This is a genomic window from Acetobacter fabarum (assembly GCF_011516925.1).
Taxonomy (GTDB): Bacteria; Pseudomonadota; Alphaproteobacteria; order Acetobacterales; family Acetobacteraceae; genus Acetobacter; species Acetobacter fabarum.
This window is the reverse complement of the sequence record NZ_WOTG01000002.1, coordinates 209,574-224,810: the sequence shown is the minus strand read 5'-3', so window position 1 is coordinate 224,810 and position 15,237 is coordinate 209,574. Positions and strand designations below refer to the sequence as shown.

General features: G+C 60.8%; 15 protein-coding genes. 8 read left to right on the top strand and 7 right to left on the bottom strand.

The window, feature by feature from the left end:
* Positions 1–13 precede the first annotated feature (13 nt).
* Positions 14–1,225 (bottom strand): MFS transporter, encoded by a 1,212-nt coding sequence (locus tag GOB83_RS04070; RefSeq protein ID WP_165925313.1) that lies wholly within the window; start codon positions 1,223–1,225, stop codon positions 14–16.
* A gap of 157 nt (positions 1,226–1,382) precedes the next feature.
* Between GOB83_RS04070 and GOB83_RS04065 the strand changes: the two genes are divergently transcribed.
* The 5 genes from GOB83_RS04065 to GOB83_RS04045 all read left to right on the top strand — a co-directional run bounded on the left by GOB83_RS04065 (position 1,383) and on the right by GOB83_RS04045 (position 5,862).
* On the top strand, positions 1,383–2,483 hold the full coding sequence (locus GOB83_RS04065) for an AI-2E family transporter (RefSeq protein ID WP_165925312.1): 1,101 nt from the start codon (positions 1,383–1,385) through the stop codon (positions 2,481–2,483).
* An 82-nt stretch (positions 2,484–2,565) separates the two neighbouring features.
* On the top strand, positions 2,566–3,243 hold the full coding sequence (locus GOB83_RS04060; protein ID WP_086645642.1) for a winged helix-turn-helix domain-containing protein: 678 nt from the start codon (positions 2,566–2,568) through the stop codon (positions 3,241–3,243).
* A gap of 17 nt (positions 3,244–3,260) precedes the next feature.
* Positions 3,261–4,682 (top strand): sensor histidine kinase, encoded by a 1,422-nt coding sequence (locus GOB83_RS04055; protein ID WP_165925311.1) that lies wholly within the window; start codon positions 3,261–3,263, stop codon positions 4,680–4,682.
* 107 nt (positions 4,683–4,789) lie between these two features.
* A complete protein-coding gene (locus GOB83_RS04050) occupies positions 4,790–5,134 on the top strand; it encodes a hypothetical protein (protein WP_143221889.1) in 345 nt (114 codons plus the stop codon).
* Positions 5,131–5,862: an SIMPL domain-containing protein gene (locus GOB83_RS04045; protein ID WP_264802539.1), complete on the top strand. Its 732-nt coding sequence runs from the start codon at positions 5,131–5,133 to the stop codon at positions 5,860–5,862. The genes GOB83_RS04050 and GOB83_RS04045 overlap by 4 nt, the downstream gene beginning before the upstream one ends.
* A gap of 147 nt (positions 5,863–6,009) precedes the next feature.
* On the opposite strand, the gene infC is transcribed toward GOB83_RS04045, so the two are convergent.
* The 4 genes from infC to GOB83_RS04025 form a co-directional block, all read right to left on the bottom strand.
* Complete coding sequence (gene infC / locus GOB83_RS04040) at positions 6,010–6,546, bottom strand: translation initiation factor IF-3 (protein ID WP_059024330.1); 537 nt, start codon at positions 6,544–6,546, stop codon at positions 6,010–6,012.
* Positions 6,547–6,701: 155 nt separating this feature from the next.
* Positions 6,702–8,633: a threonine--tRNA ligase gene (gene thrS, locus GOB83_RS04035; protein WP_165925310.1), complete on the bottom strand. Its 1,932-nt coding sequence runs from the start codon at positions 8,631–8,633 to the stop codon at positions 6,702–6,704.
* Between the two features lie 54 nt (positions 8,634–8,687).
* Positions 8,688–9,614, bottom strand: a complete 927-nt coding sequence (locus GOB83_RS04030; RefSeq protein ID WP_165925309.1) for a glycosyltransferase family 9 protein — start codon at positions 9,612–9,614, stop codon at positions 8,688–8,690.
* Positions 9,611–10,438, bottom strand: a complete 828-nt coding sequence (locus tag GOB83_RS04025) for a tetratricopeptide repeat protein (protein WP_086645647.1) — start codon at positions 10,436–10,438, stop codon at positions 9,611–9,613. Before GOB83_RS04025 ends, GOB83_RS04030 begins: the two co-directional genes overlap by 4 nt.
* A gap of 100 nt (positions 10,439–10,538) precedes the next feature.
* Here GOB83_RS04025 and GOB83_RS04020 point away from each other — a divergent pair, with 100 nt between their 5' ends.
* The 3 genes from GOB83_RS04020 (at position 10,539) to GOB83_RS14755 (ending at position 13,680) form a co-directional block, all read left to right on the top strand.
* Positions 10,539–11,768, top strand: coding sequence for a glycosyltransferase family 4 protein (locus tag GOB83_RS04020; protein WP_165925308.1), 1,230 nt, complete (start codon positions 10,539–10,541; stop codon positions 11,766–11,768).
* Positions 11,769–11,804: 36 nt separating this feature from the next.
* A complete protein-coding gene (locus GOB83_RS04015; RefSeq protein WP_086645649.1) occupies positions 11,805–12,617 on the top strand; it encodes an NAD kinase in 813 nt (270 codons plus the stop codon).
* 85 nt (positions 12,618–12,702) lie between these two features.
* Entirely contained in the window at positions 12,703–13,680 is a 978-nt protein-coding gene (locus GOB83_RS14755) for an OmpA family protein (protein ID WP_194301281.1), read from the top strand.
* 99 nt (positions 13,681–13,779) lie between these two features.
* On the opposite strand, the gene rnhA is transcribed toward GOB83_RS14755, so the two are convergent.
* Both rnhA and GOB83_RS04000 read right to left on the bottom strand, forming a co-directional pair.
* Entirely contained in the window at positions 13,780–14,268 is a 489-nt protein-coding gene (rnhA, locus tag GOB83_RS04005) for a ribonuclease HI (protein WP_086645651.1), read from the bottom strand.
* Entirely contained in the window at positions 14,258–15,232 is a 975-nt protein-coding gene (locus tag GOB83_RS04000; protein ID WP_165925307.1) for a homoserine kinase, read from the bottom strand. The genes rnhA and GOB83_RS04000 overlap by 11 nt, the downstream gene beginning before the upstream one ends.
* Positions 15,233–15,237 lie beyond the last annotated feature (5 nt).

Below are 15,237 nucleotides of genomic sequence, written 5' to 3'. Positions count from 1 at the left end.
CCTGTTGTTCGGCTTACGCAGCACCACCTTCTGCCAGCGCGGCTTTTCTGGCGTCCAGCGTTTCCACCCGTAGCGAGAGCAGGAAAAGCACCAGCCCCACGAGCGAGAGCGCCATACCGGCCCAGCCTGTGGCTTCCAGCCCAAACCCCACAGCCAGCACCACCCCGCCCAGCCAAGCCCCAATGGCGTTGGCAAGGTTGAAGGCCGCGTGGTTCATGGAGGCGGCAAGGGTCTGTGCATCGGCTGCCACATCCATCAGGCGGACCTGCATGGCCGGGCCAATGGCAATGCCACCACCAAGCATAAAAACGGCCAGCGCCGTCAGCCAGACCGAATGCGCAACCAGTGCGAACAGCCCCAGTGCGGCGGCATTCCACAAAAACGCAAAAATGGTTGCCCATTTCAGGTTCCTGTCCATCAGGTGGCCACCTGCCCATGCGCCCGCACACATGCCAACACCCCAGAGCGCCTGAAAAAGCGGCACGCCCCAGAGCGGCACATGGGTCACATCCTGCAATGTCACGGAAAAATAGGTGTACACGCAGAACATGCCGCCACACCCCACCGCCACGGTGCCCATGACGTACCAGACCTGCTTGCGTGAAAACGCACCAAGCTCCGACAAAGCCGAGCGCGCCCGGTTAGGCGCATCATACGGCACCCATGCCAGCACCATAAGGCAGCACGCAACGCCAATAAGGCCAATAAACAGGTAGGACAGCCGCCACCCGAAATACGACCCGGCATAAGTGGCAAAGGGAGCCCCCACCACATTGGCAATGGTCAGGCCCGAAAAAACACGCCCCACGGCCCGCCCACGGTAGCCACGGTCCACCAGCCCCGCAGCAACCAGTGCCGCAACCCCCATAAAGGAGCCATGTGGCAGCCCGGTTACAAACCGCGCCAGATCAAGCATACCCAGCGAGGCGGCCAGTGTGCCCAGTGCATTGGCTACGGCAAACCAGCCCATAAGCAGCACCAGCAACTGCCTGCGCGACATTTGCGCAGCCATGACCGACACAACAGGAGCCCCCACCACAACCCCCAGAGCATAGGCCGAAATAGCCTCCCCCGTGCGTGGAATACTGGCATGCATGCTGTCCGCCATCTGGGGCAGCAGCCCCATTGCCGCAAATTCTCCCGTGCCGATGGCAAAAGTGCCCACCGCCAGAGCGAGAATGGCTTTGGAGGCAGCCGCCAGCCCACCGTCGTTCCCGCCAGACATGTCCGTTTATGCTCCTGCAACTATATAAAGAATTTTCTTCTCACATCCGTGCATGAATGGATAAGAGTACACAAAAAAGTAAGACATCGTGTGCTTACAGATTAACGAACGGACAGCCGTTACACAGCCTCCCCCGATCCTGAAAGAGTTTTCTTGCATGCCATCCGATAGCGGTTCCCCTCCCCCACCCACACCACGGCCGGACTCGCCAGTGTTTGGCCCCGAACATATTGCCCGCATCCTGCGCCTGTCCGTGGGGGCTGTGTGTATGGGCCTGCTCATATGGCTTTTGGGTGATGTGCTTATGGTGGTGTTTGCCTCCGTGCTGTGTGCGGTGGTGCTGTACGGGCTGGCCCGCATCCTGCGCCACCACCTTGGCGTGTCGCACGCATGGGCGCTCAGCATTGTCGTGCTGGCCCTGCTATCCAGTGCCGCCCTGCTGGTCTGGAACAGTGGCCCTGCCATTGTGAGCGAGGCCATCCGCCTGCAAGAAGCCCTGCGCCAGCAGGAAATGGCCTTGCGGGGCACCCTGCAGGGCACACCCACCGGGCAGATGATCCTCAACTACCTGCCTGCCTCCCTCGGGGGGCACCATACCGGGGGCGATAGTGGTCTGGCCTCGCTTGGCTCACGTATTGCCGGGTCCATGACCGGCATACTGGGCTCTGCCTTTGGTGCCATAGGCACGCTGGTTGTGGTGCTGATTGCCGGGCTGTATTTTGCCATGTCCCCCGCCACCTATGCCAATGGCCTGCTGCGTCTGGTGCCAGAAGAACGCCGCCCGGTCATCCGGCAGTTGCTGCTGCGCGCGGGGCAGACCCTGTGGGCATGGGTTGCCGGCCAGTCGCTGGACATGCTGGTAGTTGGCACGCTCTCGGGCATCGGGCTGTGGTTTATTGGCGTGCCTCTGGCACTGGCACTGGGTGTACTGGCGGGGATGTGTAATTTTATCCCCTATATTGGTGCCATCATGGGGGCTGTGCCTGCCCTGCTGCTTGCTCTCTCGCTCGGCACGCGTGAGACCATTATGGTGGCCGTGCTGTATAGCGTGATCCAGTTTTTTGAAGGCAACGTGCTTGCCCCCGTTATCCAGCGCCATGCTGTGCAGATGCCACCGGCCCTTACCGTGCTCTCCCAGACTTTGTTCGGGGCTATTCTGGGCTTTCCGGGGTTGATTTTTGCTTCCCCCCTTACGGCGGTTCTGCTGGCAATCCTTGATTCCCTCACAAAACCCCTAGCCGAAACAGACCGTATATGAAACATTTCCGCACTAACCCGTGACAAGAACATATATTCCTTGTAAGAATTTGGTAATCCGTTTGGGTAATTGAGGTCTGTCTATGCGTGTTCTTCTAATAGAAGATGATCAAACGGTCCGTAACTTTGTTGCCAAGGGTCTGTCCGAAGCAGGTCATCTGGTGGAACAGGCGGCAGACGGCAAGCAGGGGCTCTCCCTTGCCTGCCAGGATAAGTTCGATGTCATCATCCTCGACCGTATGCTCCCCGGTGGGGTGGAGGGGCTCCATATTCTGGAAACCCTGCGCCGTGAAGGGAACTTAACCCCCGTTCTCCTGCTGTCCGCTCTGGCGGATGTGGACGAGAAAGTCGCCGGGCTTAAAGCGGGTGGGGATGACTACGTAAGCAAGCCCTTCTCCTTTTCCGAGCTACAGGCCCGACTGGAAGCCCTTGTGCGGCGCAACCGCAACGAGGCCCAGCCCCTGACCAAACTGAGCGTGGGCGATCTGGAAATAGACCTGCTCTCCCGCGCTGTGCGCCGGGGTGGGCAGAAAATAGACCTGCAACCGCGCGAGTTCCGGCTGCTGGAATTTTTAATGCGTCACACCGGGCAGGTCGTAACCCGCACCATGCTGCTTGAAGGCGTGTGGGACTACCACTTTGACCCGCAGACCAACGTGATTGACGTCCACATCTCCCGCCTGCGTCAGAAAATAGACAAACCTTTTGAGCACGCGCTGGTGCATACCGTGCGCAACGCCGGGTACATGCTGCAAGAATGACCGGACCAGGCCGATTTATGCAGACCATTTTACGCAAGGTCCGCATACAATCCGTCAGCCTGCGTTTTGGTCTTGTTTACAGTGTTCTGTTTATCAGCTCCGCCATACTGTTCCTGTCGTTTGTATGGTGGGGCACCATTGGCCTACTGGAACAGCGCGTACGCCACTCCATTGCGCTTGATGCCCATGCCCTGCTGACGGAATGGCGGCATGACGGTATTCTGGGGCTGGAAAACCTGATCAGCAACCGTCTGGCGCAGGATATAGACGACAACGCCCTGTACCTGCTGAGCGCGCCGGACGGCAAACTACTGGCTGGCAATCTGGCCCACTGGCCCGTACGGCTCGACCCTACCCAGATCTGGCAGACCCTGCCCGTGCTCCGTGATGGGCAACTCAACCTTGCGCAGGTCCGCGTATGGACGTTGCAAGGCGATTACCTTCTGCTCATCGGGCGCGATATTAGCGAACGCACCCAGATCCAGCGCATGCTCACCGATGCCATGGTCTGGACCTGCCTTATGGTCGGGTTGCTGGCCATTGGCGGGGGCTGGGTTGTGCGCATCCTGTTCCGGCGGATCATCCACTCCATCAACCGTACAACCCTGGCCATTACGCAGGGCGATATGTCCCGCCGGATTCCCGTATCCGGCATGGGGGACGAACTGGACGATGTGGCCCTGACCATCAACCAGATACTCGACCGCATTACCCGGCTGATGGATGGGGTCAAACAGGTTTCCAACTCCATTGCCCATGACCTGCGCACCCCCATTGCCCGTGCCCGTGCCGAACTAGAAGATGCCTCCCGTTCCGCCACAAGCGAGCAGGCTCTCCGTGCAGCCATAGATCAGGCCGTGGTCAATCTGGATAACGTGACCGGCATTTGCGAAGCCCTGCTGCGCATTGCCCAGATTGAGGCAGGTACACGCCGCTCGGCCTTTGCCATATTCGATCTGGCCACCACCTTGCGCGACATTACGGAATTGTATGAAGCCGTAGCAGATGACCACGGCCTTAAATTACGGACAGATTTGCCTCCCCACCTGCCATTCTGGGGGGATCAGGCCATGTTCCAGCAGGCTTTGGCCAATATTCTGGACAACGCCATCAAATTCTCCCCCCCACAAGGGGCCATAAGCCTGAGCGCGTGGCACATTCCCGCCCCGCCCGCTACGGAGCGTGAGCAGTCAGGCACCATCCGCATTATGGTGGTGGACAGGGGCATTGGCATGAACGAAGCAGACCTTGCCCGGGCATCGGAACGCTTCTTTCGGGCAGAGCGGGCACGCCATACCCCCGGTTCGGGGCTGGGTTTATCCCTTGTGCAAGCCATTGTGGAACTGCATGGCGGCACATTGCGTTTGTCGCACAACAACCCCGGCCTTGCGGTGACTATAGATGTGCCCGCAATACATGATTATCCAGATAAAACCTAAACTATACGTAATATTATAATGATGACGTAAATCTATTAACGTTAATAGATCGTTTTTGGTGGATAGTTTTGTTGAAATAACATGCAATTGCGTCTCTTAGTGTCTCTATGAATTTCCGCTTACCCCTTGTTCTGTCATTAGCTTTGGCGTGCGTTATTACGGGCGGTTCCGTCACCCTTGCCAGTAACACGCACCTGCCAACATCGCTGCCGTTTGGCTGGCACTTTTTTCCCGCTCCCAGATTATCCACCCCAGTTGTTGTTACGTCTGACAGTCTGTCCTTCTGCCTTGAACTTGCCCATTTGATAGATTCATATTCAGCCACGAAGTCTTCTGCCTCCGTCTCCAGCCTGAAGGCGGAAGGCATAAACCTTTGCGAAAACGGGCATGTCCGCCCCGGACTGGTGCGCTTGCGCCGCGCCCTACTGAATGCAGAAGGAGCACCATCGTGACTCTCCTCCCATCTTTCAAATCCATGGGTCTTGTGGCTCTGGCTTCGGGCATGGCCGTGCTGGCCCACACGCCTGCCGCCCATGCCGAGGACAACAAAGAGCCTTATACCCGACTGGAAATCCATGCCACGGGCACCACAGAGGCGGCACCAGACAAGCTGAGTGCGCGCTTCAGGGCAGAAAGCCAGAACAAGAATGCGGCCTCCGCCCAAGGGGGCGTCAATGCTGTGGTCAAAAAAGCCACGGATGAAGCCGCCAAAAATGCCGACATCAAAGCCGCCGTCCTCCAGTATTCGGTGTACGAGACACGGCCCGAAAAAGCCTCCCCCTACTGGACTGCCAGCCAGACCCTGAGCTTTTCTGCCACAGATGGCAAAAACCTGCTGCCACTGGCCGGGCAACTGCAAGCCAAGGGGCTTATTCTGGAAGGGCTGGACTGGTCACTTTCGGACGAAAAACGCCAGAGCCTGTTTCTGGAAGCCGAGAAAAAAGCCATTATCGAGCTTAAAAAACAGGCCGATACACTTGCGCAGACCCTTGGCCTCCACGTAGCCCGGTTTACGCAGATCAGTGTTTCTGATCAGGGCTACCCCCACCCTATGCCCATTATGCTCCGGGCCGCTGTTGCCGGTGCGGCAAACGATTCGCTCGATGCCAGCCCCTCCAGCACGGCGGAAACCCAGACCGTGCGCGCGGACCTGCGGGCAACCGTTCTTCTGGAACCCTGAGCAGACCTCTGGGGTCGGGTATCATAGTGGTAAGCTGCGCCCCAAAGCCAGGGCGCGTAAACGCTGCATAGAAGAATGCACGCACAAAAAACCGCCCGGGGGCCAACCCCGGGCGGTTTTTTATAACCAGTCCAGACAGAAAAATGCTTAGCGCGGTGCCAGCACCATAATCATCTGGCGGTTTTCAAGGCGAGGCATCTGCTCAACCTTGGCCAGTTCATCAATCTCTGTCCGAATCCGTTCCAGGACCTTGATCCCCAGTTCCTGATGCGCCATTTCGCGCCCACGGAAACGCAGTGTGACCTTGACCTTATCCCCGTCGCCAATAAAGCTTTTCACAGAGCGCATCTTAACCTGGTAGTCATTTTCGTCGATATTCGGACGAACCTTGACTTCCTTGATTTCAATAACTTTCTGTTTTTTCTTGGCTTCGTTGCGCTTTTTCTGCTGCTCGTACTTGAACTTGCCGTAGTCAAGAATCTTTACTACCGGCGGCTCAGCATTGGGGCTTATTTCCAGCAGGTCCAGCCCAACGCCATAGGCGCGGGCAAGCGCATCACGCACGGACATAACGCCCGCCATTTCGCCTGTTTCATCAATCAGGCGAACCTGCGGCACACGAATTTCTTCATTCACGCGCGGCCCTTCTTTGCTGGGTGCCGCGGGGTAAGGGGATCTGACTATGGTCGGCTCCTGTAATACATTTCAAAAACAAACAGAAGCACCGTTACCCGGTGCTCCGCCTGCGGTTAGTATGTGCGCAATTCTCCGCTGTTTATCAAGCGGTCCATGCAATAAATCAGGGGCATTGCAGCATTGCCACAAAAACCCGGCCTGCTTCACGCCTTTTTGCGCAGGTCAGGTGGTGTCGCTTCGTGGCTGAGTGCAGCAATGGCCTGATCCAGCGTTAGCACCTCCTGCGCCTGCGAGCCAAGGCGGCGCATGGCCACAGTGCCTTCCTCCGCCTCGCGCCGCCCGACGACCAGAATAACCGGTACGCGGCCTACGCTATGCTCACGGACCTTGGCGTTGATCTTGTCGTTACGGACATCCGCCTCGGCCACCAGCCCGGCATTACGCAGGGCCGCGGCAACGTCCTGCGCATAGGGTGCGGCATCGCTGACAATGGAGGCCACAACCACCTGAACAGGTGCCAGCCACAGCGGGAAGCGCCCGGCGTGCTGCTCGATCAGAATCCCGAGGAACCGCTCGAACGAGCCCAGAATGGCGCGGTGCAGCATAACGGGGCGGTGCTTGGCCGAGTCCTCGCCCACATAGCTGGCATCCAGCCGTTCGGGCAGAACAAGATCCACCTGCAAGGTGCCACACTGCCAGTCGCGGCCAATGGCGTCACGCAGCACGAATTCGAGCTTGGGACCATAGAATGCCCCCTCACCCGGGTTATATTCGTACTCAACCCCGGCAACGGTGCAGGCTTCCTTAAGTGCGGCTTCGGCCTTGTCCCACACCGCTTCGCTGCCTGCGCGCTGTTCGGGGCGGTCAGCAAACTTGACGCGTACGTGCTCAAACCCGAGGTCCTGGTACACTTCGTGCAGCATCTTCACAAACTGTACGGTCTCGGCCGCGATCTGGTCCTCGGTGCAGAAGATATGCGCATCATCCTGCGTAAAGCCACGCACACGCATCAGGCCATGCAGAGCGCCCGAGGGTTCGTAACGATGGCAGGCGCCAAACTCGGCCATGCGGAGCGGCAGCTCGCGGTAGGAGCGCAGCCCATGGCGGAAAATCTGCACATGGCACGGGCAGTTCATGGGTTTGAGGGCGAGGGTTTTATCCTCATCCTCCACCGTGGCGACAAACATGTGGTGGCGGTATTTGTCCCAGTGACCCGATGCCTCCCACAGACCACGGTCCACAAGCTGGGGAGTGCGCACTTCCTGGTACCCGTGACGGGTCTGTGCGCGGCGCATGTAGTCCTGCAACACGGAATAAACGCGCCAGCCCTTGGCGTGCCAGAACACCTGCCCGACGGCCTCTTCCTGAAAATGGAACAGCCCCATCTCCCGCCCGATGCGACGGTGGTCACGCTTTTCGGCTTCCTCAAGCTGGAGCAGATAGGCGTCGAGTTCCTTCTGGTCGCGCCATGCGGTGCCGTACACGCGGGTCAGCATGGGGTTGCGGTGGTCCCCGCGCCAGTAAGCGCCGGCGACCTTCATCAGCTTGAAGGCGGTTCCCACATCCTTGGTAGTGCGCAGGTGGGGGCCACGGCACAGGTCCAGCCACTGGCCCTGCCGGTAGATGGAAATATCTTCCGTTTCCGGCAGGTCACGGATCAGCTCGGCCTTGAACGATTCGCCGCGTTCTTCAAAAAACGCAATGGCGGCATCACGCGGCCAGACTTCACGCTCGAACGGCTCGGCCCGTGCCACGATTTCCTTCATCTTGGCTTCGATGGCGGCAAAGTCTTCGGGGGTAAACGGCTCGGCACGGAAAAAATCGTAATAGAACCCGTGTTCAATGGACGGGCCAATGGTCACCTGAGTGCCGGGGAACAGCTCCTGCACGGCCTCGGCCAGCACGTGGGCGGCATCGTGGCGGATCAGCTCGAGCGATTCCGGGTCCTTTTTGGTAATAAAGCGGACCTTGGCATCGGTTTTTATGGTCTGGCGAATATCGCTGAGCTGGCCGTCTACTTCCATGGCCAAAGCGGCCTTGGCCAGTCCTGCACCAATGGACTCTGCCACCGTAGTGCCCGTAACTGGCCCGTCAAAACTGCGAACAGAACCGTCGGGCAGGGTGATAGCGGGCATAGGTGCAAGCTCCAAAAGGATAGGAAGAATAAAAGCAAAGAGTGTTTAATGGCGCTACCAGAGCGCGGCTGCAACCCTCTGCACCGAAAGGAATGCAAGATCACGCGCCCATAACACGTCCACCTGCCCCGGCGCATACCCCAAAGGGGCTGTGCGCGCAGGCGTACTGTCACGCGAAAACAGGACAAGGCAGCGGCACCCAACCTCGGCAGCCAGATGCATGGGGCCTGTATCGTTCCCCACCGCCCCCCATGCCCGTGCGGCAAGGCCCGCCAGGTCGGGCAGGCTGGTCTGGCCTGTCAGGTCCAGCGCCTGCGGGCAATGCCGCAGGATCTGTGCCGCCAGAGGCTGCTCCCCGGCACTGCCAACCACAACGGGGGTTATGCCGTGCGCTACCATCTGGGCCGCCAACTGGCCGTAATGCCCCGCGGGCCAGCGTTTGGCGGGGCGATGGGGGGCCGCACCGGGTACCAGCAAGGCATAGGGCTGGGGCAGGTGCGGCCCACCGCCCACCAGCCAGCCAAGGTCGGGCCGATCCACCGGGGTAACGCCCGCCATGCGCAACTGGTCACGCTGGCGGGGGCGTGTGTGCATGATGTTCCGCCACGGATTGGCGTGGGGCAAGGCTGCACGCCCCACATGCCCGGACCACACCGGCTGCCCCGCCAGCCAGAAATACCGCGCAGTGCGCCCCGATGTCTGCAAATCATAGACCCGGTCATACCCGCGCAACTGCCGCCTTAGGGTGCGTAGCCCGGCAAGGTTGGTCCAGCGGGGGCGGTGGTCCACTTCCACACGGTCAAACCATGGGGCAAGGCGGGCCAGGTCCACAAAGGGGCGGGTTGTCAGCAGGGTTATGCTGGCGTTGGGGTGTGCGCGCCTTATGGCCTCGAACGGGCCAAAACTCTGCACAAAATCCCCCAGCGCACTTAGCCGGATAACCAGAATACGCTGCGGGTCCAGCCCCGGCCCTCCGCTCATGGAGAATCGGGGTCTGCCGCCATCACGGCCAGATCCTGACGGGCCATGTCTGCCTCGTGGCTATCGGGGGAGAGGTCCAGCACCTTCTGCCAGTCCTGCTGTGCACCGGTGGCATCGCCCTTGCGTTCGCGAATAATCCCGCGCTCCAGCAGGGCGGCTGCACTGTCTGGCGCCACAGCCAGAGCATGGGCAACGTGCTGCATGGCAAGGTCAAGCCGCCCCATCTTGCGCTCGGCCTCGGCCAGCAGAACATAGGCTTCGGGCATGGCACCGGGCTGGTGGGCTATCAGGGCCGTAAGTTCCTGCTCCGCCAGATCGGCCCGGTTCTGGGCCAGCACGCTGCGCGCCCGGGCAATTTGTAAGGACTGGTCATGGGGTTGGGCCAGCAGCCCAAAATCCGCGCTGGCCTGCGCCTTGCCCGGCACTCCGGCGGCAAGCCATGCCTCGGCGGCCTCATCCTCCAGAGTTGCACGCAGGGCTGGCGGCGGCACATCCCCCTTGGGTGCGGTCTGGTGGGCCAGTTCATCCAGCTCACGCGCGGATTCGTCTTCATCCCCCGCTTCAAGCAGGGCCAGAGCGTGGCAGTGCCGGGCATCCCGCCCGCCGCCATGGTGCAGCCAGTCCAGCGCGTAATCCCGCGCGCCGTAGGGGTCATCACCGATCATGGCCATGCAGGTGGTCACGGACCAGACCTGCTTTTTATCCCCCGACGCCTGCTGCGTGCGGGCCTGTGCGACATCTTCAAACGAAGATGCTCCCGCCAGAACAACAGCGCCAGCCAGCATGCAGGGCAAGGACCGACGCGCAGAGAAAACTGCTTTCATAGACCATCCATAGCAAACTCTCGCCCATACTGGTCAAGCGCGGACCCCAGCATGTTCAGAATATGGCACTTTTGCCCCTGTGCGTGATAATAGGAGCACCATGGCCAGTTCTCTAAGCTCTCCTGTTATTTTGCAAATTCTTCCTGCCCTGCAGCAGGGGGGGGTTGAACGCGGCACGCTGGAAATGGCGCAGGCCATTACTCAGGCCGGCGGCAAGGCCCTTGTTGCCAGCAGCGGTGGCCGCCTTGTGCCCATGCTGCGGAGTCTGGGGGCTGAGCATATTACCCTCCCCGAATGTGGCAGCCGCAACCCCGCACATGTCTGGAAGAATGCCCGTGTACTGGCCCGCATACTGGGCCAGCACAATGTGGCTCTGGTGCATGCCCGCTCCCGCATTCCCGCCTGGACAGCCAGAATGGCGTGCAGGCGTACCCGCACCGCGTTTGTCACCACATGGCATGGCGTGCATGCCAACACCATGCCGGGCAAAAAGCTCTATAACTCCGTGCTGGCCAGCGGGGACCGGGTTATTGCCATAAGCGCGCATATCGGGCGGATGCTCCACAAGGACTACAATGTACCTGCCACCCGCCTGCGGGTTATTCCGCGCGGGGCGGATATAGGGCAGTTCAGCCCCCATGCGGTCAGCGGGCAGCGCATGCACCAGCTTGCCGAGCAATGGGGCATTCCCGCAGGGTCAGCCATTATTCTCATGCCCGGCAGGCTTACTGGCTGGAAAGGGCAGACCCTTGTGCTGCAGGCACTGGCGCAACTGGAAGCCGGGCTGCCCGACCAGCCGTGGCACTGCGTGTTTGCCGGGTCCGACAAGGCAGACGGGCGCTACGTGCAGGAACTCATCCAACTGGCCAGCAGCCTTGGGCTGGACGACAGAATCCGCTTTGCCGGCCACTGCGAGGACATGCCCGCCGCCATGGCACTGGCCACCATGGTGCTTGTGCCCTCCCTCCGCCCCGAACCCTTTGGCCGTGTTGTGGTGGAAGCACAGGCCATGTGCCGCCCGGTTATTGTCTCCCACCACGGGGCGGCGGTGGAAACGGTGGAGAATGGTGTAACCGGCCTGTCTGTTCCTCCCAACAATGTGGAGGCACTGGCCGATGCCATGTTGGCCGTATTCAACGCCCCGGCAGCCTCACTCGCCCATATGGGCACGGCCGCCCGGCAGGCAGTTGTGGCGCACTACACAACCGAGGCCATGCAGCACGCAACACTGGGCGTCTATGACGAGTTACTGGGCACCCGGCTGGCCCCTGCCTTCCTCCACACCAAAAATGAGACCGCCCCCTTTCAGGACCACGGTCTTGCGGGGTAAGACACACTCTTCCTTCCTCCACCCACAGGGCAGAGCATGAGTGCCGCATCCCCCTCCACGCAGCCCCTTTTTGCCCAGACGCCGCGCAAGCTGGCCTTTATGGCCGCCCCCACGCATGAGGCACGGATGGAGTTTGACCGGCTGGTAGCCCATTACGGCAACTGCCACCCTGGCGATGCGGAAATTATTGTCTGCCTGGGGGGGGACGGCTTTATGCTCGAAACCCTGCGCGTGGTGCTGGAAACACAGCTCACCGCCCCGGTGTATGGCATGAACTGTGGCTCCGTTGGGTTTTTGATGAACCCGATGGACGAAGAAGACCTGCCCCACCGCCTTTTTCACGCACAGGCGGCCACCCTGCACCCGCTGCGCATGACCGCCACCACCAGCAGCAATGAAACGCACGAAGCGCTCGCCCTGAATGACGTGTACCTGTTCCGCCAGACACGCCAGGCCGCCAAACTCCGCATAGATGTGGATGGGCTGGTCCGTGTACCTGAGCTGATCTGCGATGGCGCATTACTGGCAACACCGGCAGGCTCCACCGCCTATAACCTTTCCGCTCACGGGCCTATTGTTCCGCTTTCGGGCAATCTGCTCCCGCTTACCCCCATATGCGCCTTTCGGCCCCGCCGCTGGCGTGGCGCGCTGCTGCCCTCCACCGCCCATGTAGGTTTTACGGTCATGGAGGCCGAAAAACGGCCCGTGGCTGCTGTGGCCGATTCGGTAGAAGTGCGCGACGTGACCTCGGTTCAGGTGCGCGAAGACCGTAACCTGACCGTAACCTTGCTGTTTGATCCGGGGCAGACACTCTCCGAACGTATTGCAGAAGAGCAGTTTTCCGCATGACTGCGCGCCGTTTTGCCCCACCTTGCCAGAATACCCCGTTTTATCCCTCCCACCTTCTGGGCTAGTCTGCACTGCAATGAAAAAAATGTTCTCCCTTTCGTGCCGTCTGTCCCTGCTCTGCGCCGCAGGGCTGGTCGGAGCGGGCACAGCCCATGCCCAGATCACGACCAACACACAGGCACTCGACAGTCTGGCAGACGCACAGCCCCCCGCGGCCTCCAGAACAGCCGCCACGCAGGCAAGGCAGAACACACCCCAGCACCCGCACGCGCAGCGCCACGTAGCCCCCCGGCCTACGTCGCGGCCGCAGGCACAGACCTCCACACCCGGAACCACCCAGCCAGCCGCCACGGCAAATGCTGCCGCCACCCGAACCACGCCACCAGCACCAGCACCAGCACCAGCAGGGCAGAACACGCAACCATTGCCAACGCCAGCAGGTACTCCCGGCCCGGCCCAACCTGCTCCTGCTCCTGCTCCTGCTCCTGCTCCTGCTCCTGCTCCTGCTCCTGCTCCTGCTCCTGCTCCTGCTCCTGCGGGTGGGGCGGGCACCGCGCAGGCACAACCGGTTGCAGCCCCTGCCCCGGTACGCCCCGCGCCGGAAGCCACTATCCCCAATGCGCCACCGGGTGTGCCGCAGCTTACTCCGCCCCCCTCCGATGTGGAGGTGCATCCCTTCCCCATTCCGCCGCAGCCTGCCGTGCAGCTTCAGGCGACCGGTACTCTCACGCCCATTCCCGGTGGTGTGCGCCTGACATTTGCCCCCGGCTCGGCCGACCTTAACCCCGAAACGCATCAGGCCATTCTGGCATTCGGTCAGAACCTTGCTTACAAGCCGCATGTTCGCGCCCTTGTGGATGCCTATAGTTCAGGGTCGGCGGATGACCCCTCGCTCCCACGGCGCATGGCTCTTGCCCGCGGCCTGGCAGCGCGGAGCGTGCTGATGAACGGCGGAACGCCTTCGACCAGAATTTATGTGCGGGTTATTGGTCAGCCCCAGAACGCCAAGCCGGATGCGCCACAGGACTATATTGATATTTACCAGTCTGACATGGAGCCATAACGCGGCATAAGCCACTACGGCGCACGGCTCGCCCCCAGCCTGCCGGGGGCGATACACAAACCACTCAGATTGTAAGGTAAAGGTGGGCAGCAGGCGGCATTACGCGCCTGCTTTTTGCTCTTCCATGCGGATACGGGCCTGTGTGGCCAACTGGTCCACCAGTTCGTTCTCCGGCACGCCAGAGTGGCCCTTGACCCAGTGCCATGACACATCATGCGGTTTGGCCGCATCCAGCAGGCGCCGCCACAAATCCATATTGGCAACAGGGTCCCCCGCCGCATTGCGCCAGTTCCGGCGGACCCAGCCTGTATGCCAGCGCGTAATGCCGTTCCGCACATATTCGCTATCGGTATGCAGGTTAACGGTACAGGGCTTGGTCAGCGCTTCCAGTGCTTCAGCGGCGGCTGTCAGTTCCATGCGGTTATTGGTGGTTGCCAGTTCCCCGCCCGAGAGTTCGCGCTCAACGCCCTTGCAGCGCAGCAACACCCCCCAGCCGCCGGGGCCGGGGTTGGGTTTGCACCCGCCATCGGTCCAGATTTCAACCTGCATCCGGTTTTCCGGGGTTGGGGAAGAAGGTTCAGAGTCCATAACCACCCACAGTCTGCGTTGCCAGATGGAACCTGAGCCGTTTGAGGTAATCCAGCGGGTTTTTGGGCGTGACCAGTGCATCGGCCGGAGTGTTGATCCAGTCGTACAGCCGGGTCAGCAAAAAGCGCATGGCCGCACCTTGGGCCAGAACCGGCATGGCATAGCACTCGGCCTCATCAAGCTTCCGTACTTCCTCATACCCCAGCAGCATCTGGCGGGCGAAGGTCACGTTAAATGCGCCATCGGGCTGGAAGCACCACGCGTTCAGGCAGATGGCCACGTCGTATGCAAGGTAGTCCGTGCAGGCAAAATAGAAATCAATCAGCCCCGATACACCGTGGTTGAGGAAAAACACGTTATCGGGGAACAGATCGGCATGAATTTGCCCGCGCGGCAGGGTTGGATTGCCACCGTGGCCCGGCCATGCGGGCACAATGCGGGCCAGAGCCTGCTCCAGCTCCGCCTGCAAACCCGGCTGCACCGTGTTGGCCCCACCCGCGCAGCTTTGCATCAGGGGTGCCCATGCGGTTGGCCCCAGCGCATTGGCACGCTCTGGTGCATAGGACCGGCCTGCCGCATGCAGTTGCGCCAGCGCACGGCCCAGAGGGCGGCAATGCTCGCCCCGCACCGTACGCGGCCAGACACCGGGCAAAAACGTGGTAATGGCCGCAGGACGGCCCGCAAGGGTTTTTAGCGTTTCCCCCCGCCGGTCTGCCACCGGCTGCGGGCAGGTAACCCCTTCCCGCGCAAGGTGCTGCATCAGACCCAGAAACCAGGGCAGTTCACGCGCATTCACCCGCTTTTCGTACAGAGTGAGAATAAAATCCCCCTCGGTTGTACGCAGCTGGAAGTTGGTGTTTTCCACCCCCTCGGCAATGCCACGGAACGACACCAGATCCCCAATGGCAAAATCTGCCAGAAAGTCCTGCAGCGCCTCGTCGCTAACGTCCGTGTAAACGGCCATAAACC

Excerpts from the sequence above, each read along its gene's own strand:
- GOB83_RS04060 (WP_086645642.1), top strand. The coding sequence starts at position 2,566 with ATGCGTGTTCTTCTAATAGAAGATGATCAAACGGTCCGTAACTTTGTT.
- GOB83_RS04050 (WP_143221889.1), top strand. The coding sequence starts at position 4,790 with ATGAATTTCCGCTTACCCCTTGTTCTGTCATTAGCTTTGGCGTGCGTT.
- GOB83_RS04020 (WP_165925308.1), top strand. The coding sequence starts at position 10,539 with ATGGCCAGTTCTCTAAGCTCTCCTGTTATTTTGCAAATTCTTCCTGCC.
- GOB83_RS04000 (WP_165925307.1), bottom strand. The coding sequence starts at position 15,232 with ATGGCCGTTTACACGGACGTTAGCGACGAGGCGCTGCAGGACTTTCTG.
- GOB83_RS14755 (WP_194301281.1), top strand. The coding sequence starts at position 12,703 with ATGTTCTCCCTTTCGTGCCGTCTGTCCCTGCTCTGCGCCGCAGGGCTG.
- GOB83_RS04065 (WP_165925312.1), top strand. The coding sequence starts at position 1,383 with ATGCCATCCGATAGCGGTTCCCCTCCCCCACCCACACCACGGCCGGAC.
- GOB83_RS04030 (WP_165925309.1), bottom strand. The coding sequence starts at position 9,614 with ATGAGCGGAGGGCCGGGGCTGGACCCGCAGCGTATTCTGGTTATCCGG.
- GOB83_RS04055 (WP_165925311.1), top strand. The coding sequence starts at position 3,261 with ATGCAGACCATTTTACGCAAGGTCCGCATACAATCCGTCAGCCTGCGT.
- GOB83_RS04015 (WP_086645649.1), top strand. The coding sequence starts at position 11,805 with ATGAGTGCCGCATCCCCCTCCACGCAGCCCCTTTTTGCCCAGACGCCG.
- rnhA (WP_086645651.1), bottom strand. The coding sequence starts at position 14,268 with ATGGACTCTGAACCTTCTTCCCCAACCCCGGAAAACCGGATGCAGGTT.
- GOB83_RS04070 (WP_165925313.1), bottom strand. The coding sequence starts at position 1,225 with ATGTCTGGCGGGAACGACGGTGGGCTGGCGGCTGCCTCCAAAGCCATT.
- thrS (WP_165925310.1), bottom strand. The coding sequence starts at position 8,633 with ATGCCCGCTATCACCCTGCCCGACGGTTCTGTTCGCAGTTTTGACGGG.
- GOB83_RS04025 (WP_086645647.1), bottom strand. The coding sequence starts at position 10,438 with ATGAAAGCAGTTTTCTCTGCGCGTCGGTCCTTGCCCTGCATGCTGGCT.